31 protein-coding genes are annotated in these 19,077 nt (G+C 59.9%); all 31 read left to right on the plus strand.

Annotated features, from left to right (window positions below; translation table 11 throughout):
- The first annotated feature begins 388 nt into the window (after positions 1-388).
- The 31 genes from rpsJ to FEF26_RS10270 all read left to right on the plus strand — a co-directional run bounded on the left by rpsJ (position 389) and on the right by FEF26_RS10270 (position 19,047).
- Positions 389-697, plus strand: a complete 309-nt coding sequence (rpsJ, locus tag FEF26_RS10120) for a 30S ribosomal protein S10 (protein ID WP_119902480.1) — start codon at positions 389-391, stop codon at positions 695-697.
- Between the two features lie 20 nt (positions 698-717).
- The gene (gene rplC, locus FEF26_RS10125) at positions 718-1,380 is read left to right on the plus strand and encodes a 50S ribosomal protein L3 (protein WP_138253422.1); all 663 of its coding nucleotides are present in this window, start codon (positions 718-720) and stop codon (positions 1,378-1,380) included.
- A gap of 4 nt (positions 1,381-1,384) precedes the next feature.
- On the plus strand, positions 1,385-2,005 hold the full coding sequence (gene rplD, locus FEF26_RS10130) for a 50S ribosomal protein L4 (RefSeq protein ID WP_138253423.1): 621 nt from the start codon (positions 1,385-1,387) through the stop codon (positions 2,003-2,005).
- Positions 2,002-2,310, plus strand: coding sequence for a 50S ribosomal protein L23 (rplW, locus tag FEF26_RS10135; protein WP_138253424.1), 309 nt, complete (start codon positions 2,002-2,004; stop codon positions 2,308-2,310). The genes rplD and rplW overlap by 4 nt, the downstream gene beginning before the upstream one ends.
- A 40-nt stretch (positions 2,311-2,350) precedes the next feature.
- On the plus strand, positions 2,351-3,187 hold the full coding sequence (gene rplB, locus FEF26_RS10140) for a 50S ribosomal protein L2 (protein ID WP_138253425.1): 837 nt from the start codon (positions 2,351-2,353) through the stop codon (positions 3,185-3,187).
- 12 nt (positions 3,188-3,199) lie between these two features.
- Positions 3,200-3,481, plus strand: coding sequence for a 30S ribosomal protein S19 (gene rpsS / locus FEF26_RS10145; RefSeq protein WP_138253426.1), 282 nt, complete (start codon positions 3,200-3,202; stop codon positions 3,479-3,481).
- 42 nt (positions 3,482-3,523) lie between these two features.
- A complete protein-coding gene (gene rplV / locus FEF26_RS10150; RefSeq protein ID WP_138253427.1) occupies positions 3,524-3,889 on the plus strand; it encodes a 50S ribosomal protein L22 in 366 nt (121 codons plus the stop codon).
- Positions 3,889-4,704 carry a 30S ribosomal protein S3 gene (gene rpsC / locus FEF26_RS10155; RefSeq protein ID WP_138253428.1) on the plus strand — a complete coding sequence of 272 codons (816 nt, stop codon included), beginning with the start codon at positions 3,889-3,891 and terminating at the stop codon, positions 4,702-4,704. The genes rplV and rpsC overlap by 1 nt, the downstream gene beginning before the upstream one ends.
- Complete coding sequence (gene rplP, locus FEF26_RS10160) at positions 4,704-5,120, plus strand: 50S ribosomal protein L16 (RefSeq protein ID WP_119902488.1); 417 nt, start codon at positions 4,704-4,706, stop codon at positions 5,118-5,120. The genes rpsC and rplP overlap by 1 nt, the downstream gene beginning before the upstream one ends.
- 2 nt (positions 5,121-5,122) lie before the next feature.
- Positions 5,123-5,392 (plus strand): 50S ribosomal protein L29, encoded by a 270-nt coding sequence (rpmC, locus tag FEF26_RS10165; RefSeq protein ID WP_138253429.1) that lies wholly within the window; start codon positions 5,123-5,125, stop codon positions 5,390-5,392.
- On the plus strand, positions 5,389-5,694 hold the full coding sequence (gene rpsQ, locus FEF26_RS10170; protein ID WP_138253430.1) for a 30S ribosomal protein S17: 306 nt from the start codon (positions 5,389-5,391) through the stop codon (positions 5,692-5,694). The genes rpmC and rpsQ overlap by 4 nt, the downstream gene beginning before the upstream one ends.
- A gap of 333 nt (positions 5,695-6,027) precedes the next feature.
- On the plus strand, positions 6,028-6,399 hold the full coding sequence (gene rplN / locus FEF26_RS10175; RefSeq protein WP_138253431.1) for a 50S ribosomal protein L14: 372 nt from the start codon (positions 6,028-6,030) through the stop codon (positions 6,397-6,399).
- Between the two features lie 2 nt (positions 6,400-6,401).
- Entirely contained in the window at positions 6,402-6,728 is a 327-nt protein-coding gene (rplX, locus tag FEF26_RS10180) for a 50S ribosomal protein L24 (RefSeq protein WP_138253432.1), read from the plus strand.
- On the plus strand, positions 6,725-7,294 hold the full coding sequence (rplE, locus tag FEF26_RS10185; RefSeq protein WP_138253433.1) for a 50S ribosomal protein L5: 570 nt from the start codon (positions 6,725-6,727) through the stop codon (positions 7,292-7,294). Before rplX ends, rplE begins: the two co-directional genes overlap by 4 nt.
- A 78-nt stretch (positions 7,295-7,372) precedes the next feature.
- On the plus strand, positions 7,373-7,771 hold the full coding sequence (rpsH, locus tag FEF26_RS10190) for a 30S ribosomal protein S8 (RefSeq protein ID WP_138253434.1): 399 nt from the start codon (positions 7,373-7,375) through the stop codon (positions 7,769-7,771).
- 21 nt (positions 7,772-7,792) lie between these two features.
- On the plus strand, positions 7,793-8,329 hold the full coding sequence (gene rplF, locus FEF26_RS10195) for a 50S ribosomal protein L6 (RefSeq protein WP_138253435.1): 537 nt from the start codon (positions 7,793-7,795) through the stop codon (positions 8,327-8,329).
- Between the two features lie 3 nt (positions 8,330-8,332).
- Positions 8,333-8,704, plus strand: a complete 372-nt coding sequence (gene rplR / locus FEF26_RS10200) for a 50S ribosomal protein L18 (RefSeq protein ID WP_138253436.1) — start codon at positions 8,333-8,335, stop codon at positions 8,702-8,704.
- Positions 8,701-9,444: a 30S ribosomal protein S5 gene (gene rpsE, locus FEF26_RS10205; RefSeq protein ID WP_138253437.1), complete on the plus strand. Its 744-nt coding sequence runs from the start codon at positions 8,701-8,703 to the stop codon at positions 9,442-9,444. The genes rplR and rpsE overlap by 4 nt, the downstream gene beginning before the upstream one ends.
- Positions 9,445-9,446: 2 nt before the next feature.
- Positions 9,447-9,677 (plus strand): 50S ribosomal protein L30, encoded by a 231-nt coding sequence (gene rpmD / locus FEF26_RS10210; RefSeq protein ID WP_424991735.1) that lies wholly within the window; start codon positions 9,447-9,449, stop codon positions 9,675-9,677.
- Positions 9,677-10,171, plus strand: a complete 495-nt coding sequence (gene rplO, locus FEF26_RS10215; protein WP_138253439.1) for a 50S ribosomal protein L15 — start codon at positions 9,677-9,679, stop codon at positions 10,169-10,171. The genes rpmD and rplO overlap by 1 nt, the downstream gene beginning before the upstream one ends.
- Positions 10,172-10,319: 148 nt before the next feature.
- Positions 10,320-11,627 (plus strand): preprotein translocase subunit SecY, encoded by a 1,308-nt coding sequence (secY, locus tag FEF26_RS10220; RefSeq protein ID WP_138253440.1) that lies wholly within the window; start codon positions 10,320-10,322, stop codon positions 11,625-11,627.
- A complete protein-coding gene (locus FEF26_RS10225) occupies positions 11,624-12,193 on the plus strand; it encodes an adenylate kinase (protein ID WP_138253441.1) in 570 nt (189 codons plus the stop codon). Before secY ends, FEF26_RS10225 begins: the two co-directional genes overlap by 4 nt.
- Entirely contained in the window at positions 12,194-13,033 is an 840-nt protein-coding gene (gene map, locus FEF26_RS10230; RefSeq protein ID WP_138253442.1) for a type I methionyl aminopeptidase, read from the plus strand.
- Between the two features lie 188 nt (positions 13,034-13,221).
- Positions 13,222-13,443, plus strand: coding sequence for a translation initiation factor IF-1 (gene infA / locus FEF26_RS10235; protein WP_119902502.1), 222 nt, complete (start codon positions 13,222-13,224; stop codon positions 13,441-13,443).
- A gap of 20 nt (positions 13,444-13,463) precedes the next feature.
- Positions 13,464-13,577, plus strand: a complete 114-nt coding sequence (rpmJ, locus tag FEF26_RS10240) for a 50S ribosomal protein L36 (protein WP_138253443.1) — start codon at positions 13,464-13,466, stop codon at positions 13,575-13,577.
- A 228-nt stretch (positions 13,578-13,805) separates the two neighbouring features.
- On the plus strand, positions 13,806-14,174 hold the full coding sequence (gene rpsM, locus FEF26_RS10245) for a 30S ribosomal protein S13 (protein WP_138253444.1): 369 nt from the start codon (positions 13,806-13,808) through the stop codon (positions 14,172-14,174).
- 12 nt (positions 14,175-14,186) lie between these two features.
- On the plus strand, positions 14,187-14,588 hold the full coding sequence (gene rpsK, locus FEF26_RS10250) for a 30S ribosomal protein S11 (protein WP_138253445.1): 402 nt from the start codon (positions 14,187-14,189) through the stop codon (positions 14,586-14,588).
- A 134-nt stretch (positions 14,589-14,722) separates the two neighbouring features.
- Positions 14,723-15,742 carry a DNA-directed RNA polymerase subunit alpha gene (locus FEF26_RS10255; RefSeq protein WP_138253446.1) on the plus strand — a complete coding sequence of 340 codons (1,020 nt, stop codon included), beginning with the start codon at positions 14,723-14,725 and terminating at the stop codon, positions 15,740-15,742.
- A gap of 64 nt (positions 15,743-15,806) precedes the next feature.
- Positions 15,807-16,400 carry a 50S ribosomal protein L17 gene (rplQ, locus tag FEF26_RS10260; protein WP_138253447.1) on the plus strand — a complete coding sequence of 198 codons (594 nt, stop codon included), beginning with the start codon at positions 15,807-15,809 and terminating at the stop codon, positions 16,398-16,400.
- Between the two features lie 146 nt (positions 16,401-16,546).
- Positions 16,547-17,410 carry a tRNA pseudouridine(38-40) synthase TruA gene (truA, locus tag FEF26_RS10265; protein WP_138253448.1) on the plus strand — a complete coding sequence of 288 codons (864 nt, stop codon included), beginning with the start codon at positions 16,547-16,549 and terminating at the stop codon, positions 17,408-17,410.
- A gap of 185 nt (positions 17,411-17,595) precedes the next feature.
- Entirely contained in the window at positions 17,596-19,047 is a 1,452-nt protein-coding gene (locus FEF26_RS10270) for a sugar porter family MFS transporter (RefSeq protein WP_166432996.1), read from the plus strand.
- Positions 19,048-19,077 lie beyond the last annotated feature (30 nt).

The following is a 19,077-nucleotide window of genomic DNA, read 5'->3' on the forward strand; positions in this document are numbered from 1 at the left end:
CACGCGGGCATTTCAGGATGAGTCAACGACTAGGTCCAGGCGGGCATCTGGGATGAGTCAATGCGGGAATTTGCGAACCCGGGCGCACCGTGACAGTATAGACAAGTTGCTCGCGGTTCATTATGCCCGCGAGCCAATTATTCAGATAATATCCCGAGATCATGCGGGTGTTGCTGTGCCCAGAGCATTGAAGCGACACGCCCGACCGCGTGGACCGGACGCCAACAGTGAGAGCACCCCGAGAACACTCGGATTCGCGCTGTATGGTCAGGCCATAACTGCAGAAGGTGTTTGACAACTCTTTCTGGGACGCTGCGTCCAGCCACAGATATGGCCTGGCTTATTCGAGGACGTACTGCAAGCCAAGTCAGAAAGAGGGCTCAACGCCATGGCGGGACAAAAAATCCGCATCCGGCTGAAGTCGTATGACCACGAAGTCATCGACACCTCCGCCCGGAAGATCGTCGACACGGTGACCCGTGCAGGCGCGACAGTCGTCGGCCCAGTGCCGCTCCCGACTGAGAAAAACGTCTACACCGTGATTCGTTCACCGCACAAGTACAAAGACTCACGCGAGCACTTCGAGATGCGCACCCACAAGCGTCTGATCGACATCGTTGACCCGACGCCTAAGGCTGTCGACTCACTGATGCGCCTCGACCTGCCAGCTGACGTCAACATCGAGATCAAGCTCTAGAAGGGGGTGCTGAGAGAACTATGACCAACATTTCCCGCGTAGACACTCACGTCAAAGGGTTGCTGGGCACGAAGCTCGGCATGACCCAGGTCTGGGACGAGAACAACAACTTCGTTCCAGTCACTGTTATCCAGGCCGATTCCAACGTCGTCACCCAGGTTCGCACGGCTGAGACCGACGATTACAGCGCCGTCCAGATCGGCTACGGCCAGATCGACCCGCGCAAGGTCACCAAGCCAATGGCTGGACACTTCGACAAAGCAGGTGTGACTCCGCGTCGCCACCTGGTCGAGATCCGGACCGCAGATGCTGCCGAGTACGAGCTCGGACAAGACCTGTCGGTTGAGACATTCGAAGCCGGCCAGAAGATCGACGTTATTGGCACCACAAAGGGCAAGGGATTCGCTGGCGTTATGAAGCGCCACGGATTCTCCGGCGTTGGCGCCTCGCACGGTCAGCACAAGAACCACCGTAAGCCTGGTTCCATCGGTGGTGCGGCTACACCCGGACGCGTTTTCAAGGGCCTCCGCATGGCTGGTCGCATGGGCAACGTACGCCACACCACACACAACTTGACTCTCCACGCCGTGGATGCCGAGAAGAACCTGCTGCTCATCAAAGGCGCAGTCCCCGGCCCCAAAGGCGGAGTCATCCTCGTCCGCACCGCAGTGAAGGGAGCATGATCCCATGAGCTCCAAGGTATCGGTCGACTTCCCAGCAGAGATCTTCGACGTTGAAACTAACAATGCGCTGATCCACCAGGTTGTCGTCGCCCAGCAGGCAGCTGCCCGGCAGGGCACTCACAAAACCAAGACTCGCGCCGAGCGCTCTGGCACCACGGCAAAGCCGTTCCGCCAGAAGGGCACAGGCCGCGCCCGTCAGGGTTCCATGATCGCCCCGCACATGATCGGTGGCGGTGTGGTCCACGGTCCGCAGCCCCGCAACTATGCTCAGCGCACCCCCAAGAAGATGAAGGCAGCCGCCCTGCGCGGAGTCCTCTCTGACCGGGCGCGCCACGGACGTATTCACGTTATTGACGCATTGGTCACAGAGAAGGCTTCCACAAAGGCAGCCAAAGAGGCTCTGGCCTCTCTTGGAGGTCGGAACCGCAACTGGCTGGTTATCATCGACCGCGATGATGACATCACTGCTTTGTCAGTTCGGAACCTTCCTGAGGTTCACGCGCTCTACGCCGATCAGCTGAACACCTACGACGTCCTCGTCTCCGACGATCTCGTCTTTACGCAGGCCGGCTACGACGCATTCTTGGCAAAGGCCCAGAGCAGCACAAAGGAGGAGGCCAAATGAGCGTCCTGACGGAAAAGAACCCGCGCGATGTCATTATCGCCCCGGTGATCTCTGAGAAGTCTTACAACAACATCGACGAGGGGAAGTACACCTTCCTCGTTGCCACTGGGGCCACTAAGCCCGAGATCAAGTCAGCTGTGGAGCAGATCTTCAGCGTCAAGGTCGACAGGGTCAACACCGTCAACCGCGCTGGTAAGCGCCGCCGCACCCGCTTCGGCTGGGGCAAGCGCAACGACACCAAGCGCGCAATCGTGACTCTCAAAGAGGGCCAAGCAATCGACATCTTCGGAGGATCCGCTGCCTAACGCAGCCGGAACCACTTGATCGAGGAAGAGTAAAAAACACATGGCTATTCGCAATCTCAAGCCGAACACCCCGGGCCAGCGCGGCTCGTCGGTGGCCGACTTTGCGGAGATTACCCGGGACACCCCGGAGAAGTCTCTGCTCAAGCCCCTGCACAAGACAGGTGGGCGCAACAGCTCAGGCAAGATCACCACACGGCACAAGGGTGGTGGACATAAGCGTCAGTACCGCCTGATCGACTTCCGCCGGTCCGACCGTGACGGTGTACCCGCCAAGGTCGCGCACATCGAATACGACCCCAACCGCACGGCCCGCATCGCCCTGCTGCACTTCGCGGACGGAACAAAGCGCTACATCCTGGCCCCAGCCAAGCTGGTCCAGGGTGCGCTCGTTGAATCCGGGCCCAATGCGGACATTAAGCCCGGCAACAACCTGCCGCTCCGGAACATCCCGATCGGTACAGTCATCCACGCTGTGGAGCTACGCCCAGGCGGAGGCGCCAAACTTGGCCGCTCCGCCGGTGCTTCCATTCAGCTGGTGGCTCGTGAAGGCAGGTACGCCCAGGTTCGTCTCCCCTCAGGAGAGGTGCGCTACGTTGACGTCCGGTGCCGCGCGACTATTGGTCAGGTCGGCAACGCCGAGCAGACCAACATCAGCTGGGGCAAGGCCGGCCGTATGCGCTGGAAGGGTGTACGCCCCACCGTCCGCGGTGTGGTGATGAACCCTGTAGACCACCCACACGGTGGTGGCGAGGGCAAGACCTCAGGTGGACGACACCCGGTCAACCCCAACGGCAAGCCAGAAGGCCGCACACGCCGCCCGAACAAAGAGAGCGACAAACTCATCGTGCGTCGCCGTCGAACGAAGAACAAGCGATAGGAGCCTGGAAACATGCCACGCAGCCTGAAGAAGGGCCCCTTCGTTGATCAGCATTTGTACCTCAAGGTGCAGTCTGAGAACGAAAAGGGCACCAAAAACGTCATCAAGACCTGGTCCCGCCGTTCCATGATCATCCCGGACATGCTCGGCCACACCATTGCTGTGCATGACGGACGTAAGCACATCCCCGTGTTCATCACCGAGTCGATGGTGGGCCATAAGCTCGGCGAGTTTGCCTCGACCCGAGCTTTCCGCGGACATGTGAAGGACGACAAGAGGGGCAAGCGCCGCTGACGCGGGGCTTGATCCTCTAGAGAAGACGAGAGAAGGAAAGCAATGGAAGCCAAGGCAATTGCGCGCTATGTGCGCGCGACGCCTATGAAGGCCCGTCGCGTCGTCGACCTTGTCCGCGGCAAACAGGCCAACGAAGCACTGGCCATTCTCCAGTTCGCCCCCCAGGGCGCATCGGAGCCGGTGTACAAGGTGGTCGCATCCGCCATGGCCAATGCCCGGCAGCACGCCGACAAAGACGGAGTCGCCTTCAACGAGGACGATTACTTCATTACCGAAGCACGTGTCGACGAGGGGCCAACCATGAAGCGGTTCCGCCCCCGTGCACAAGGACGCGCGTTCCGGATCAATAAGCGCACCAGCCACGTCACCATCGTGGTCGGCACAGAAGAGAAAGGTGGAGATCAGTAGTGGGACAGAAGATCAACCCCAATGGTTTCCGTCTGGGCATCACCACTGACCACGTCTCGCACTGGTACGCCGACTCCACGAAACCGGGTCAGCGCTACAAGGACTTCGTCAAGGAAGATGTTCAGATTCGTGAGTTGCTGGAGAAGAGCGTTGAGCGCGCCGGCATCTCAAAAGTCGAAATCGAACGTACCCGTGATCGAGTGCGCGTGGACATCCACACAGCCCGCCCCGGCATCGTCATCGGCCGACGCGGTGCTGAAGCTGACCGCATCCGCAGTGAACTGGAAAAGCTCAGCAAGAAGCAGATCCAGCTCAACATTCTTGAGGTCAAGAGCCCCGAGACAGACGCGCAGCTCGTTGCACAGGGTGTAGCCGAGCAGCTCGCAGCTCGCGTGGCCTTCCGCCGTGCCATGAAGAAGGCCATCTCCTCAGCCATGCGTTCCGGAGCAAAGGGTATTCGTATCCAGTGCGCCGGTCGTTTGGGCGGAGCCGAGATGTCGCGTTCGGAGTTCTACCGCGAAGGACGTGTGCCACTGCACACCCTGCGCGCCAACATTGACTTCGGCAAGCATGAGGCCAAGACAACCTTCGGCCGTATCGGTGTGAAGGTCTGGGTCTACAAGGGTGACCTGACTGCCAAAGAACTGGCTGCTCAGCAGGCAGCTCAGCCTTCCGGCCGTGGCCGCGGTGGAGACCGTGGCGGACGTGGCGGCGCAGGTGGCGGCGATCGCCGTCGTCGCGGTGCCGGACGTGGCCGTGACGGTGCAGCACCAGACAACACCGCAGCACCTGCCGCTGAAGGAGGGCAGAACTGATGTTGATGCCTAAGCGCGTCAAGTACCGCAAACCCCACAAGCCCAAGCGCAGTGGGATGGCCAAGGGCGGCACAGAGCTTGCCTTCGGCGAATACGGCATCCAGGCGCTGAGCCCGGCCTACGTGACCAACCGTCAGATTGAGTCGGCACGTATCGCCATGACCCGCCACATCAAGCGCGGTGGAAAGGTCTGGATCAGCATCTACCCAGACCACCCGCTCACCAAGAAACCCGCCGAGGTCCGTATGGGCTCCGGTAAGGGTTCCCCCGAATGGTGGGTCGCCAATGTCAAGCCCGGACGCGTGATGTTCGAGCTATCCGGTGTCAGCGAAGAGGTCGCGAAAGAGGCGCTCCGTCTGGCAATCCACAAGCTGCCGATGAAGGCACGCGTGATCAGCCGAGAGAGTGGTGAATGATCATGGCAGTTGGAACAAGAGACCTGACCACTGAGAAGTTGGCAGAGTCCAACGACGCCGAGCTGGGCACTAAGCTCCGTGAAGCAAAGGAAGAGCTGTTCAACCTGCGCTTCCAGTCCGCCACCGGCCAGCTTGAGAACTCGGCTCGCCTGAAGGCCGTCAAGCGCGACATCGCGCGCATTTACACTGTGCTGCGCGAGCGTGAGCTCGGCATCCGTGAATCAGTGGGTGCTCCTGCTGAGGCTGAAGAGACCGAGGAGGATTCGGCATGAGTGAAAACACTACTGAAGCCGTTCAGCGGAACAAGGACCACACCTCTGCTGAGCGTAACTACCGTAAGAACCTGCGCGGCGTCGTCGTCTCCGACAAAATGGAGAAGACGATCGTTGTTGAGGTCGAGGACCGCCGCAAGCACTCCCTGTACGGGAAAGTGATGAAGCGGCACTCGAAGTTCAAAGCGCACGACGAAAACCAGGAAGCCGGTATCGGAGACACCGTTCTGATCTCCGAAACCCGCCCGCTCTCCGCTACCAAGCGCTGGCGCCTGGTGAGGGTTGTCGAAAAGGCCAAGTGATCCATCGCGCTGGTGCTGATGTGGCTGACTCGATCAGCACACCGCCCCGGTAGCAGGTTGCTTCACCAACACACAGAAGGCTCGGATCTCCAACTCTAAGTTGGGTTCCGAGCCTTCTGTGTGTAGACTGTTGTAGTTGTGCGCCCGTGTGCGTAGTTTTTCTCCGCCACGGACAGCGCACGTCCCCCAAAGCCGCCTCGGCCATCCACCAACTAGGTAGCTCGTACGAGCCATGGTGTGTGGGAAAGCGGCGGGGGAGCATCCAGAAATCTAGATGTTCCACCAGGCTCGAGCAGCATGCACGAGGACCAGTAGGACGACAGGAGAAGACACGTGATTCAGCAGGAATCGCGGCTGAAGATCGCCGACAACACCGGTGCCAAGGAGATCCTTGTCATCCGCGTGCTCGGTGGCTCGGGACGCCGCTATGCAGGTATTGGTGACACATTCGTCGCCACTGTCAAGGACGCCATTCCCGGCGGCAACGTGAAGAAGGGCGAGGTCGTCAAGGCCGTCGTCGTTCGTACACGCAAGAAGACTCGTCGGACAGACGGTTCGTACATCAGCTTTGATGAGAATGCCGCCGTCATCCTCAAGGGCGAGACACCAGAACCACGCGGTACCCGTATCTTCGGGCCCGTTGGTCGAGAGCTTCGCGATAAGAGATTCATGAAGATCGTCTCCCTCGCACCGGAGGTGCTGTAACCATGGCCAAGATCAAAAAAGACGACTTAGTCCAGGTTCTCACCGGAAAAGACAAGGGCAAGCAGGGCAAAGTGCTCCAGGTTATCCCGAAGAACGATCGTGTGATCGTTGAGGGAGTCAACCGTATGAAGCGCCACCTGCGTGCCGGTCAGTTCGGCCAGAATGAAGGCGGCATCGTCGAGTCCGAAGCCTCCATCCACATTTCTAACGTGGCAGTGGTTGACCCTGAGACCGAGAAGCCGACTCGTGTGGGCTACCGATTTGATGAGGTAGACGGCGAAGTCAAGAAGGTCCGCTACGCCAAGGCCTCCGGGAAGGAGCTGTCATGACCGAGACCGCAGTGAAGATCACCCCTCGCCTGAAGAACAAGTACCGCGAAGAGATTCGCGAGTCGCTGCAGAACGAGTTCGGCTACAAGAACGTCATGCAGGTTCCCGGTTTGGTCAAAGTTGTGGTGAACATGGGTGTCGGTGAAGCCGCACGGGACTCCAAAATCATCCAGGGCGCCATCGAAGACCTGACGAAGATCACCGGCCAGAAGCCGAAGGTCACCCGAGCTCGGAAGTCCATCGCTCAGTTCAAACTGCGCGAAGGCCAACCGATTGGCACACACACCACTCTGCGTGGTGACAGGATGTGGGAATTCGTGGACCGGCTCGTCACTCTGGCGCTGCCACGTATCCGCGACTTCCGTGGACTCAGTGACCGCCAGTTCGACGGCAACGGCAACTACACCTTCGGGCTCACTGAGCAGTCAGTGTTCCACGAGATCGATCAGGACAAGATCGACCGTCCGCGCGGAATGGACATCACAGTAGTGACCACCGCGACCACCGACGACGAGGGCCGGGCGCTACTTCGCGCACTGGGCTTCCCGTTCAAGAGCAACCAGTAATCACTACGCCGCAGGTCCGTGCACCAGAGCGCTGCTCCGGAGCACGGAAACCACGTCGAGGAAGAGTAAAAGCCCCATATGACAATGACTGATCCAGTCGCAGACATGCTGACTCGTCTGCGCAACGCCAACTCGGCATTCCACGACCAGGTCTCGATGCCGAGCTCCAAGCTCAAAGTGCGCATCGCGGACATCCTCAAGGCCGAGGGCTACATCACTGATTGGCGCGAAGAGGAGGCCGAGGTTGGTAAGACGCTGATCGTCGACCTCAAGTTCGGTCCAAGCCGTGAACGTTCGATCGCTGGCCTGAAGCGCATCTCGAAGCCCGGCCTCCGGGTTTACGCGAAGTCCAATAATCTGCCGCATGTTTTGGGCGGACTGGGCATCGCCATCCTGTCCACATCCTCCGGTCTGCTTACTGACCGGCAGGCTGGCAAGAAGGGTGTAGGTGGGGAAGTCCTCGCCTACGTCTGGTAACCCGGAAGGAGTCTGAGCACTATGTCACGCATCGGTCGTCTTCCGATCACCGTCCCCTCCGGTCTCGAGGTTAGCCTCGATGGCCGCGATATTCGCGTCAAAGGCTCGAAGGGAGAGCTCAGCCGCACGCTTGCTGAGGGCATCACCGTCGAGATCGAGGACGGGACCATCACGGTTCACCGTCCCAATGACGAACGCGAAGCCCGCTCCCTGCACGGCCTGACCCGAAGCCTCATCAACAACATGATCATCGGCGTTACAGAGGGCTTCACCAAGAAGCTCGAAATCGTCGGCACCGGCTACCGCGTACAGGCCAAGGGCAATGACCTCGAGTTCGCCCTCGGCTACTCACATCCGGTTCCGGTCGCAGCGCCTGAAGGCATCACCTTCACCGTTGAGGGTGCCAATAAGTTGGCAGTCTCCGGCATCGACAAGCAGCAGGTCGGCGAGGTCGCCGCAAACATCCGCAAACTGCGCAAACCTGACCCGTATAAGGGTAAAGGCGTGCGCTACGAAGGCGAGCAGATTCGCCGCAAGGCCGGAAAGGCAGGTAAGTAAACCATGGCTATCGGTATCAAGGGCAAGTCAAAGTCCGCTGCCCGCGGCCGGCGCCACCTGCGCCTGCGCAAGAAGGTCCAAGGATCCCCAGAGCGTCCGCGCCTGGTGGTCAACCGCTCCGCCCGTCACATGGTCGCTCAGGTCGTCAACGACCTGGAAGGTAAGACCCTGGTCTCCGCCACCACTATGGAAGCTGACTTGCGCAGCTTCGACGGTGACAAGACCGCTAAGGCTAAGAAGGTCGGCGAAATGATCGCTGAGCGCGCCAAAGCGGCCGGCATCGAGGCAGTGGTCTTCGACCGCGGCGGCAACAAGTACCACGGTCGCGTGGCCGCCGTTGCAGACGGCGCACGGGAAGGCGGTTTGAAGCTGTGAGTGAGAACGCAACTAACGAGAAGGACGTTCAGGTGACTGAGTCCAACGAGAACACCAATGCTGAGGCTGCTGGCCAGACTCAGGCAGCTGGTGACCAGAAGAACGACTCCCGCCGTGGAGAACGTGGCGGTCGTGGCGAAGGCCGTGGCCGTGGCCGTGGGCGCGGTGAAGGACGTGGGCGTGGTGGCCGCGACGAAGAAAAGGACAAGTTCCTTGAGCGCGTCGTCACTATCAACCGTGTGTCCAAGGTCGTCAAGGGCGGTCGTCGTTTCAGCTTCACCGCTCTGGTAGTGGTCGGCGACGGCGACGGCACAGTCGGTGTGGGCTATGGCAAGGCCAAAGAGGTTCCGGCCGCCATTGCCAAGGGCGTCGAAGAAGCCAAGAAGAGCTTCTTCCGCGTACCTCGCGTCGGCTCGACCATCCCTCACCTGGTCAAGGGTGAGGATGCAGCCGGCGTCGTGCTGCTGCGTCCCGCATCCGCAGGTACCGGTGTGATCGCCGGCGGTCCGGTCCGCGCCGTCCTCGAATGCGCAGGCATTCATGACGTGTTGACCAAGTCCATGGGTTCCGTGAACGCTATCAACATTGTTCACGGCACTATCGACGCTCTCAAGCAGCTCGAAGAGCCCGAAGCTGTGGCAGCTCGCCGCGGCAAGGCGCTTGACGAGGTTGCTCCGGCCCCCATGCTGCGGACTATGGCCGCAGACCGTGAGGCCCGTGCGCAGAAAGCAGGTGCATGAGAATGGAAGCTGGAATCCGGTACACCACTGCAAAGGATCTGAAGGTTTCGGAAACGAAACTGGAGATCACGCAGACCAAATCCACGATCGGCACCAAGCCTAAGCACCGGGAGACAGTGCGCTCCTTGGGTCTGAAGCGCATTGGCCACACTGTGGTCCGTGATGCCGACGTCGTCACGGTGGGCATGCTCAACACCGTGAAGCATCTTGTCAAAGTTGAGGAGGCCAAGTGATGGCAGAAAACAATTCTGCCGAGTCAGAGGTCCTGAAGCTGCACGACCTGAAGCCAGCCCGCGGCTCCAAGAAGGCTCGCCAGCGCGTGGGCCGAGGCGAAGCCTCCAAGGGTAAAACGGCAGGTCGAGGCACTAAAGGAACCAAGGCTCGCAACACAGTGCGCGCCGGCTTCGAAGGTGGACAGCTTCCGCTGTACATGCGCCTGCCGAAGCTGCGTGGCTTCAAGAGCCCCTTCCGCGTGGAGTACTCGCCGGTCAATCTGACCAAATTGGGCGATCTCTACCCGGACGGCGGCGATGTCACAGCTGAAGATCTGATCGCCAAGGGTGTTGCTCGTAAAGGCAAGCCAGTGAAGATCCTCGGATCCGGCGATATCTCGGTAGCAGTCAACGTGAAGGCCCACGGGTTTTCATCTTCCGCCGAAGAGAAGATCAAGGCCGCCGGCGGTTCGGTAACGGCACTGCCGTTGAAGAACGCCCCAGCCGCAGAATGATGATCACTATCTAATACACCGGTCAGCCCTCGCTATACCAGCGGGGGCTGACCGTGTTTGACCCCGATTCTTGACCTGCTCCTGCGGCGGGTAGGATGAATGACTGTGGTCGGCCCACGAATATCGCCGTGCCCAAAGAGGAGGACGCTTGTTCAGCGCAATTGCCAGGGTGTTCGCATCACCTGATCTGCGCATGAAGATCCTATTCACACTAGGGATCATCACGATCTACCGGATCGGCGCATTCATTCCAGCACCCGGTGTGGACTACAACGGAGTGCAGCGCTGCCTCGCTCTCGGCAACACCGACGGCGGACTCTATTCGTTCGTCAACATGTTCTCCGGCGGCGCGATGCTGCAAGTATCGGTCTTTGCGCTCGGGATCATGCCGTACATCACCGCCGCAATCATCGTGCAGCTTCTGCGCGTGGTCATCCCGCGCTTCGAAGCGCTCCAGCGCGAAGGCGCACAGGGGCAAGCCAAGCTCACCCAGTACACCCGCTACCTGACTCTGGCGCTGGCCACTCTGAACGCCACAGTTCTCGTCACCATGGCACGCTCCGGTGCCCTGCTGGGCTGTGAACCGGGTGAGATCATCCCCGACGACTCCATGCCTGTCATTCTTCTGATGATCCTTGTGATGACCACAGGTGTGGCTATGATCATGTGGCTCGGCGAGCAGATCACGGAACGCGGCGTCGGCAACGGCATGTCCATTCTCATCTTCGTCGCCATCGCGGCTGGATTCCCCGGCTCCATGCGTCAAATCTGGGTCGAGCAGGACTGGCGCGTCTTCACCGCTATCTGCGTCATCGGCCTGTGCTTGATCGCCGCGATCGTCTTCGTCGAGCAGTCCCAGCGTCGAGTGCCCGTGCAGTATGCGAAGAAGCAAGTCGGTCGGCGCACAGTCGGCGGCACCAGCACATACATCCCCATCAAGGTGAACATGGCTGGTGTGATCCCCGTCATCTTCTCCTCCTCAGTCTTGATGCTCCCGTCAGTGGCTATGCAGTTCAACCAGCCGAGCCCGGGAGAAGAACCATCCGGCATCTTCGTCTTCCTCAATCAGTACTTTGACGGGGCCCACCCGGTCTATATGGCCACCTTCTTCCTGATGACCGTCGGCTTCACGTACTTCTACGTGTCGATTACGTTCAACCCCAATGAAGTTGCCGAGAACATGCGCAAGTACGGCGGCTTCATCCCAGGAATCCGCGCCGGTAAACCCACCGAGGGCTATTTGGCCTACGTCATCAGCCGCATCACGTTCCCCGGCTCGCTGTATCTAGGCTTCGTGGCCTTGATCCCGCTCATAGCCTTCGTGCTGATCGGGGCAGACCAGAACTTCCCATTCGGCGGAACATCAATCCTGATTATGGTCGGTGTCGGGCTCACCACGGTGAAACAGATCAGTGCACAGATGGAACAACACAACTACGAAGGGCTGCTGCGATGACGCGAATGCTGATCGTTGGACCACAAGGTTCCGGCAAAGGAACTCAGGCAAAACTCGTCTCAGAAAAGCTGGGCGTTGTTGCTATCTCAACCGGTGACATCTTTCGCGCAAATATCAAGGGTGAGACTGAACTTGGCAAGGAAGCCAAGGGATACGTCGACGCCGGAGATCTCGTGCCGGATTCACTGACTAACCGTCTGGTGGAGGACCGGCTCAGCTGGGACGACGCCGCTGACGGATTCCTTCTGGACGGCTACCCACGCAACCGCACGCAGGCTGCCACACTGGAGGAAATCCTTGGCCGCCTAGGGGTGGAGCTCGACGCCGTGTTGGAACTGACAGCAGACACCGATGAGCTCACGCAACGTCTGAAGCACCGTGCTGAAACTGAAGGCAGGAAGGACGACGCTGACGAGACAGTCATCCGTCGCCGGTTAGAACTTTTCGAAAACGAGACTCGCCCGATGATTGACGAGTACAAGACTCGCGGCCTGGTCAAGCAGGTCGACGGTCTGGGATCCGTTGACGAGGTCAACGCCCGCATCATGGAAGCTTTGAACTCCTAAGTGTTTTCCCGTGGGCGAATAGAGCTGAAATCTGAGGCACAGCTGCGGCACATGGATGCGGCTGGGTCTGTGTTATGCGACGCTCTCGACGCAACAGTCGCTGCAGCATCCCCTGGAGTGACAACCAATGAGCTCAACCAGATCTTTGCCGACCTCATCACCGAACGTGGCGCGAAGCCGAACTTCTTGAATTACCACGGTTTCCCCGGATACATCTGTACCTCCGTGAACGAAGAAGTCGTTCACGGGATACCCGGTGATCGTGTCCTGCAGCCCGGTGATGTCCTCAAGGTCGATGCAGGATGCATTGTCGAAGGCTGGCATTCTGACTCAGCTCGCACAGTGATTCTTGGCTCCAGCGAATCAGGTACGGCCGATCCGGAGGATGAACGTCTCTCAGATATCACCCGTGCCGCGTTATGGCAGGGCATCGCAGCGTTCGCAACAGCGAAACACGTCGGTGAAATCGGTGAAGCCATCGAGGGCTACGTCACCTCACAGCCCGGCAAGCCACTGGGAATCTTAGAAGAGTACGTCGGGCACGGCATCGGTTCAGCGATGCACTTGCCGCCGGATGTCTTCAACTACGCGACCGGCATGAAGGGCGCAAAGATCAAACCTGGAATGGCTTTGGCCATTGAACCCATGCTCGTCCGTGGCAGCATCGACACCAAAGTCCTCGACGACGAATGGACCGTAGTCACCGCTGACCATGCACGGTCCAGCCAATGGGAACATTCAGTTTGTCGTCACCAGGATGGGTTGTGGGTACTGACTGCACCCGATGGGGGAGCAGCTGACCTTGAACCCCTCGGTGTGACCCCGGTTCCCATTCCCTGAAGCCGGGCCCGCCAGCACAGATTGGCGTGGCGTGCTTGACTCAGGTAGTATCAATTGTTGGTTGTCTCTGCGGCCCTGTGTGCCCGCGAGGCTCTGAAGCAAATAGCCCAGATTCTCTGATCCATTTTTCACGCAGTTCGTTCTGCACGGGAACTGGTCAGCTGAATCGCGATCGTTGTGTGGAGAGTATGGGGAAAAAAGAAGGCGTCATCGAAGTAGAGGGACGGGTCGTTGAAGCCCTGCCCAACGCAATGTTCCGGGTCAAGCTGGAGAACGACCACGTTGTCCTGGCCACCATCTCGGGCAAGATGCGCCAGCACTACATCCGCATCCTTCCCGAGGACCGGGTCGTAGTGGAAATGAGCCCTTATGACCTGAACCGCGGCCGCATTGTCTACCGCTACAAGTAAGCAAGAGTAGGAGAACTGACATGAAGGTTCACCCGAGTGTCAAGCCGATCTGCTCGGATTGCAAAACCATCCGCCGTGGTGGAATTGTCCGCGTGATCTGCAAGAACCCGCGTCACAAGCAGCGCCAGGGCTGAACGTCACACGCCTCACGGCGTAGGACCTGCCCTGCAGGAAACACAGCTCAATACAGATATGGCAGTGCAGCTCGCAAATGAGCTGGCGAGCACACCTCCGGTTCCCGAAGGCCGGAGACCCAATGATGGCGCCCCCTCCGGCGCCGGACACCGGTCTCACCACGAGGCTGGATTCCATTGGGGTTGCGCTGTCACAGACCTTCGGAAGAACACAAGGAGGACTGCCGTATGGCACGTCTGGCTGGTGTCGACATCCCGCGCGAAAAGCGCACGGTGATCGCACTTACCTACATCTACGGTGTGGGTCGCACCCGCGCCGAACAAGTCGTTGAGGTCACAGGTGTTGACGGTAACACCCGCGTGAAGGACCTTACTGACGAACAGCTGGTTGCTCTGCGCGACTACATCGAAGGCCACTTCACTGTTGAGGGCGACCTCCGACGCGAAGTCTCCTCCGATATTCGCCGCAAGGTCGAAATCGGCTCCTATGAGGGACTGCGCCACCGTCGCGGTCTGCCTGTCCGTGGACAGCGCACCAAGACCAATGCGCGTACCCGCAAGGGCCCCAAGAAGACCGTCGCAGGCAAGAAGAAGTAGTCAGGAGTTTCAATGCCCCCCAAGACTCGTACCGCGGCGCGCAAACCGCGCCGCCGCGCATCAAAGAACATCACCCAGGGTCAGGCTCACATCAAGTCGACCTTCAACAACACCATTGTGTCCATCACAGACTCCACAGGTGCGGTGCTCTCATGGGCGTCCTCCGGTGAAGTTGGATTCAAAGGGTCCCGTAAGTCGACTCCCTTCGCCGCGCAGATGGCCGCTGAGCAGGCTGCTAAGCGGGCACAGGAGCACGGCATGAAGAAGGTTGACGTCTTCGTCAAGGGGCCCGGCTCCGGACGCGAGACTGCGATCCGCTCACTGCAGGCCGCTGGCCTGGAGGTCGGCTCCATTCAGGACGTCACCCCCAGCGCTCACAACGGCTGCCGTCCGCCGAAGCGCCGCCGCGTCTAGCGCGGCTTCCTTTACCAAGCCCTTCAAAGCCGACTCGCGGCTCTGCTGCCAGCTATGACAGCAGGGTCGCGCCTCGGCAGACCACTGAAAAAAGAATGTGTCATATAGCGGACGCACTCTGAAAGGAATGACCAGTGCTCATTGCACAGCGCCCTACGCTGACTGAAGAAGTCGTTGACGAGAACCGTTCACGCTTCACCATCGAGCCGCTCGAGCCGGGCTTCGGCTACACCCTGGGTAACTCTCTCCGGCGGACCCTGCTGTCCTCGATCCCCGGTGCCGCAGTGACCAGCATCCGGATCGACGGTGTTCTCCACGAATTCAGCACCATCACTGGCGCCAAAGAGGATGTCACGGAACTGGTGCTCAACGTCAAGAAGCTCTCCGTCTCTTCCGAGCACGACGAGCCTGTTGTCGCCTACCTCCGCAAAGAGGGCCCCGGCCCGGTCACAGCAGCAGACATCACCCCACCGGCAGGTGTGGAATTCCATAACCCCGCCCAGCAGCTGCTGACCCTCAACGAGGACGGCAGGCTTGACCTGGAACTCACCATCGAACGTGGCCGAGGCTATGTTTCCGCAGCCTTGAACAAGCTGGACGACTCGGAGATTGGCCGTATCCCGGTTGACTCCATCTACTCACCAGTTGAAAAGGTGAGCTACAAGGTCGAGGCAACTCGTGTCGAGCAGCGCACCGACTTTGACAAGCTCACCATCGACGTGGAAGCCAAGCCTTCCATGGCACCGCGTGACGCGTTGGCTTCAGCTGGCTCCACACTCGTGGAGCTGTTCGGCTTGGCTAAGGAACTCAACATCTCAGCTGAGGGCATCGAGATCGGCCCGTCTCCGACGGACGCCGCCCTGGCAGCTGACATGGCCCTACCTATTGAGGACCTGGAGCTCACCGTGCGCTCATACAACTGCCTCAAGCGTGAGGGCATCCACACCATTGGTGAGCTCACCGCGCGCTCAGAAGCTGACTTGATGGACATCCGGAACTTCGGTGCGAAGTCCATCGACGAGGTCAAAGAGAAGCTGGTGGAGTACAACCTTCAGCTGAAGGATTCCCCGGAGGGCTTTGACCCGACGGCCGCCCGTTTCGCTGCTGAAGAGGCCGAGTACGACGACGAGGCCGACGCCCAGTTCTCGAACTGAGCCACAGGTACCAGACATTCGTTCGCTGCAGACGGTGAGCGCTTTCTACAAGGAGTAAGAGACCATGCCAACCCCCACAAAGGGACCGCGCCTCGGCGGCAGCCCGGCGCACGAGAAGCAGATGCTGGCGAATCTGGCCGCCAGCCTCTTTGAGCACCGTTCAATCACCACGACGGTGACCAAAGCCAAGCGCCTTCGCCCCTACGCAGAACGGCTCATCACCGTTGCGAAAAAAGGTGACCTTGCTGCCCGCCGCCAGGTCGTAGCCAAGATCAGCGCCCAGAACGCCACCAACCAGGCGATTGTTCACGAGCTGTTCACCGTGATTGCTCCGGCCATGGCCGAGCGTCAGGGCGGGTACACCCGCATCACTAAGATCGGAAACCGGAAGGGCGACAACGCCCCGATGGCTGTGATCGAGCTGGTGATGGAGCCCGTGAGCCCGAAGCAGCAGGTCGTCCGCGACGCAGAGTCTGCTACGGCCACCGCAGCAGGTGCCGAGGAGACCGAGCCGGTCGAGTCAGAGGACACTTCAGCTGTCGAAGCACAGGACGCCCCAGAGGTATCCGACGAGGCCGCAGTTGAGTCGTCTGCCGACACCGAGACTGACGATGTCGCAGCTGAAGCAGCCGCAGAGGAGTCTGACGAAGAGAAGTAATTCTCCTCGCTAGACAAACGTATGTGGGGTCCTGGCCATGTGGTCAGGACCCCACATACGTTTAAAGCAGAATGCCGTAGCGTTCTCAGCACTGGAGGCTGAACCTCAACGGACTGCAGTCTCGGTGATCCAGATAGGGTATTAGCATGCGTGTTCGCCTCGACCTTGCTTATGACGGCAATGCATACAGAGGGTGGGCGCACCAACCCGGGCAGCCAACCGTAGAGGGCACACTGCGTGAGGCTCTTGCCACGGTCATTCGACGTGAGGTCCCTGTCGTTGTCGCCGGGCGCACTGACGCCGGTGTCCACGCGCGCGGACAGGTTCTCCACCTTGACCTCTCGGCGGATGAATGGGAGCAACTGGCCCGGGGGAGGGCCATCCCACCAGAAAAGGCGATGCGGCAACGGCTCAACGGTGTCCTCGGACGGGAGGATGGCGCAGTCGTTGTGCACCAGGTGCGCCGAGTGAGCGATGATTTCGACGCACGTTTCTCCGCACTGACCCGGACCTACACATACCGGATCGCAGACAGACTGGAGTTGCGTGACCCCCTACGGCGCCATGACACTGCCTGGCTGAACCCATCCCGGAAACTGCAGCCGTCGGGGCAGCTGGACGTTCCGCTTATGGACGCTGAGGCTACGAGCATCCTCGGTCTGCATGACTTCGGAAGCTTCTGCAGACCCCGCGACCACGCCACCACCATTCGTCAGCTCACCGAATTCACCATCAGTCGTGGACATGATGGGGTGATCACCGCCCAGATCACTGCAGACGCCTTCTGCCACCACATGGTCCGTGCCCTGATCGGTGCATGTATCGACGTCGGTGAAGGCCGCCGCCAGCCAGGCTGGCTCATGGACAGGCTGTCTGACCCGGTCTGGGATGAACGTGTCCGGCTCGCCCCACCCCAGGGTCTTGTCTTAGAACGTGTGGACTACCCGGACCAGGACCAGTTGGCAGTTCGAGCTGGACAAACCCGCGCTCGGCGGGAGCCCGCACCTTAGGTCCCCTGCCGAGGACGCCCGTCAATGACGGGAAACGCCTAGTCAACGAGATGCTGAGTGCATTTCTCAGGTGGGATCCCCCTGACGCCGGGTGCGGCGCGCCTCATCTGCCAAGAACGTATGCGTTGGTCGCCCGACCTGCCTGCACGTTGACCCGACCTTCACCCTGGAGGGACCTCGAAATCATGAGTTCATCAAGCTCCCAATCGCCGGCCCTCGGCGCGGTCACGTGGATCGTGATGGTGGCTGCCTTCGGCGGTTTCCTGTTCGGATTCGATACCGCAGTGATCAACGGAGCGGTAGCCCCGATCCGTGAAGAATTCGAACTTGGAGCGCTAATGAGCGGGTTCAGTGTTTCCAGCGCACTGCTCGGCTGTGTGGTCGGCGCATTCAGCGGCGGTGTCATCTCAGACCGAGTGGGCCGGCAAAAGGCGATGTTGCTCGCGGCGTCGCTCTTCTTCTTCTCCGCAGTGGGCTGCGCGCTGGTGTTCGGCGTGTACGACCTCATCTTCTGGCGCCTCGTGGGTGGCATCGGCGTCGGTATGGCCTCGGTGATCGCCCCGTCGTATATAGCAGAGGTCTCCCCAAGCGCTTGGCGCGGCAGGCTAGGATCCCTGTTCCAGCTGGCGATCGTCATCGGAATCTTCATGGCGGCGATCTCCAACGCACTCTTTGCCAACGTTGCAGGTGGAGCAGCGGAGGAACTCTGGTTCGGTCTGGATGCGTGGCGGTGGATGTTCCTCTCAGAAGCTGCCCCTGCGCTGATCTACGGACTTTTGGCACTCAGCATTCCAGAGTCACCGCGCTACCTTGTTTCTCGTGGCAAAAATGACGCCGCTGCCGAGATCCTCACAGAGGTCGTCGGGATCAAAGGCTCTTCCGCAGTAGCAGCAAAGATCGCAGATATTCAGCGCACCATCAATATTGAGGCCCGCCAGAAGCTCAAAGACCTGTTCGTCGGGGGCAAACTGATGCCGATTGTCTGGGTCGGGATCGGGCTGGCAGTATTCCAGCAGTTCGTGGGTATCAACGTCATCTTCTACTACTCCACCACCCTGTGGCAGGCAGTGGGCATCGCCGAGGACCAAGCTCTTCTGGTCCAGGTCATCACCACCAGCGTGAACATCCTGGCGACGATCGTGGGCATCCTGATTGTCGACAAAGTCGGTCGCCGTATCCCTCTGGCAGTCGGTTCCGGTGTGATGGCGGCAGGTCTGCTGATGATGGCCGTAGCCTTCTCACAGGCTGTTGAATCCACAACCACCAACGAATTCGGAGATGTGGAGACGGTGGTCTCGCTTCCGGAACCATGGGGCATCATCGCTCTGGTGTCGGCCAATGTGTTCGTGCTCGGCTTCGGGGCAACCTGGGGTCCATTCATGTGGCTCATGCTCGGAGAAATGTTCCCCAACCGGATCCGCGCTGTGGCGCTCGGCGTGGCATCGGCCTTCAATTGGGGATCAAACTTCCTAATCTCCACGTTGTTCCCCCAGATGGCGGAGCTCTCGCTGGTGTTCGCCTACGCGTTCTACGGGGTCAGTGCGCTGATCAGCCTAGTGTTCGTGCTGAAGTACGTGCCGGAGACTAAGGGCCGTGAAATCGAAGACATGAAAGAACAGGCCTACTCCAAAGCCTGATCTGGTGATCGACGGCGGTCTCGGGCTGAC

It is taken from the genome of Nesterenkonia salmonea, from assembly GCF_005771525.1.
Classification (GTDB): domain Bacteria; phylum Actinomycetota; class Actinomycetes; order Actinomycetales; family Micrococcaceae; genus Nesterenkonia; species Nesterenkonia salmonea.

Coding starts and splice junctions, on each gene's coding strand:
- rpsJ (WP_119902480.1), top strand. CDS start 389: ATGGCGGGACAAAAAATCCGCATCCGGCTGAAGTCGTATGACCACGAA.
- rplC (WP_138253422.1), top strand. CDS start 718: ATGACCAACATTTCCCGCGTAGACACTCACGTCAAAGGGTTGCTGGGC.
- rplD (WP_138253423.1), top strand. CDS start 1,385: ATGAGCTCCAAGGTATCGGTCGACTTCCCAGCAGAGATCTTCGACGTT.
- rplW (WP_138253424.1), top strand. CDS start 2,002: ATGAGCGTCCTGACGGAAAAGAACCCGCGCGATGTCATTATCGCCCCG.
- rplB (WP_138253425.1), top strand. CDS start 2,351: ATGGCTATTCGCAATCTCAAGCCGAACACCCCGGGCCAGCGCGGCTCG.
- rpsS (WP_138253426.1), top strand. CDS start 3,200: ATGCCACGCAGCCTGAAGAAGGGCCCCTTCGTTGATCAGCATTTGTAC.
- rplV (WP_138253427.1), top strand. CDS start 3,524: ATGGAAGCCAAGGCAATTGCGCGCTATGTGCGCGCGACGCCTATGAAG.
- rplP (WP_119902488.1), top strand. CDS start 4,704: ATGTTGATGCCTAAGCGCGTCAAGTACCGCAAACCCCACAAGCCCAAG.
- rpmC (WP_138253429.1), top strand. CDS start 5,123: ATGGCAGTTGGAACAAGAGACCTGACCACTGAGAAGTTGGCAGAGTCC.
- rpsQ (WP_138253430.1), top strand. CDS start 5,389: ATGAGTGAAAACACTACTGAAGCCGTTCAGCGGAACAAGGACCACACC.
- rplX (WP_138253432.1), top strand. CDS start 6,402: ATGGCCAAGATCAAAAAAGACGACTTAGTCCAGGTTCTCACCGGAAAA.
- rplE (WP_138253433.1), top strand. CDS start 6,725: ATGACCGAGACCGCAGTGAAGATCACCCCTCGCCTGAAGAACAAGTAC.
- rpsH (WP_138253434.1), top strand. CDS start 7,373: ATGACAATGACTGATCCAGTCGCAGACATGCTGACTCGTCTGCGCAAC.
- rplF (WP_138253435.1), top strand. CDS start 7,793: ATGTCACGCATCGGTCGTCTTCCGATCACCGTCCCCTCCGGTCTCGAG.
- rplR (WP_138253436.1), top strand. CDS start 8,333: ATGGCTATCGGTATCAAGGGCAAGTCAAAGTCCGCTGCCCGCGGCCGG.
- rpmD (WP_424991735.1), top strand. CDS start 9,447: ATGGAAGCTGGAATCCGGTACACCACTGCAAAGGATCTGAAGGTTTCG.
- rplO (WP_138253439.1), top strand. CDS start 9,677: ATGGCAGAAAACAATTCTGCCGAGTCAGAGGTCCTGAAGCTGCACGAC.
- FEF26_RS10225 (WP_138253441.1), top strand. CDS start 11,624: ATGACGCGAATGCTGATCGTTGGACCACAAGGTTCCGGCAAAGGAACT.
- infA (WP_119902502.1), top strand. CDS start 13,222: ATGGGGAAAAAAGAAGGCGTCATCGAAGTAGAGGGACGGGTCGTTGAA.
- rpmJ (WP_138253443.1), top strand. CDS start 13,464: ATGAAGGTTCACCCGAGTGTCAAGCCGATCTGCTCGGATTGCAAAACC.
- rpsM (WP_138253444.1), top strand. CDS start 13,806: ATGGCACGTCTGGCTGGTGTCGACATCCCGCGCGAAAAGCGCACGGTG.
- rpsK (WP_138253445.1), top strand. CDS start 14,187: ATGCCCCCCAAGACTCGTACCGCGGCGCGCAAACCGCGCCGCCGCGCA.
- rplQ (WP_138253447.1), top strand. CDS start 15,807: ATGCCAACCCCCACAAAGGGACCGCGCCTCGGCGGCAGCCCGGCGCAC.
- truA (WP_138253448.1), top strand. CDS start 16,547: ATGCGTGTTCGCCTCGACCTTGCTTATGACGGCAATGCATACAGAGGG.
- FEF26_RS10270 (WP_166432996.1), top strand. CDS start 17,596: ATGAGTTCATCAAGCTCCCAATCGCCGGCCCTCGGCGCGGTCACGTGG.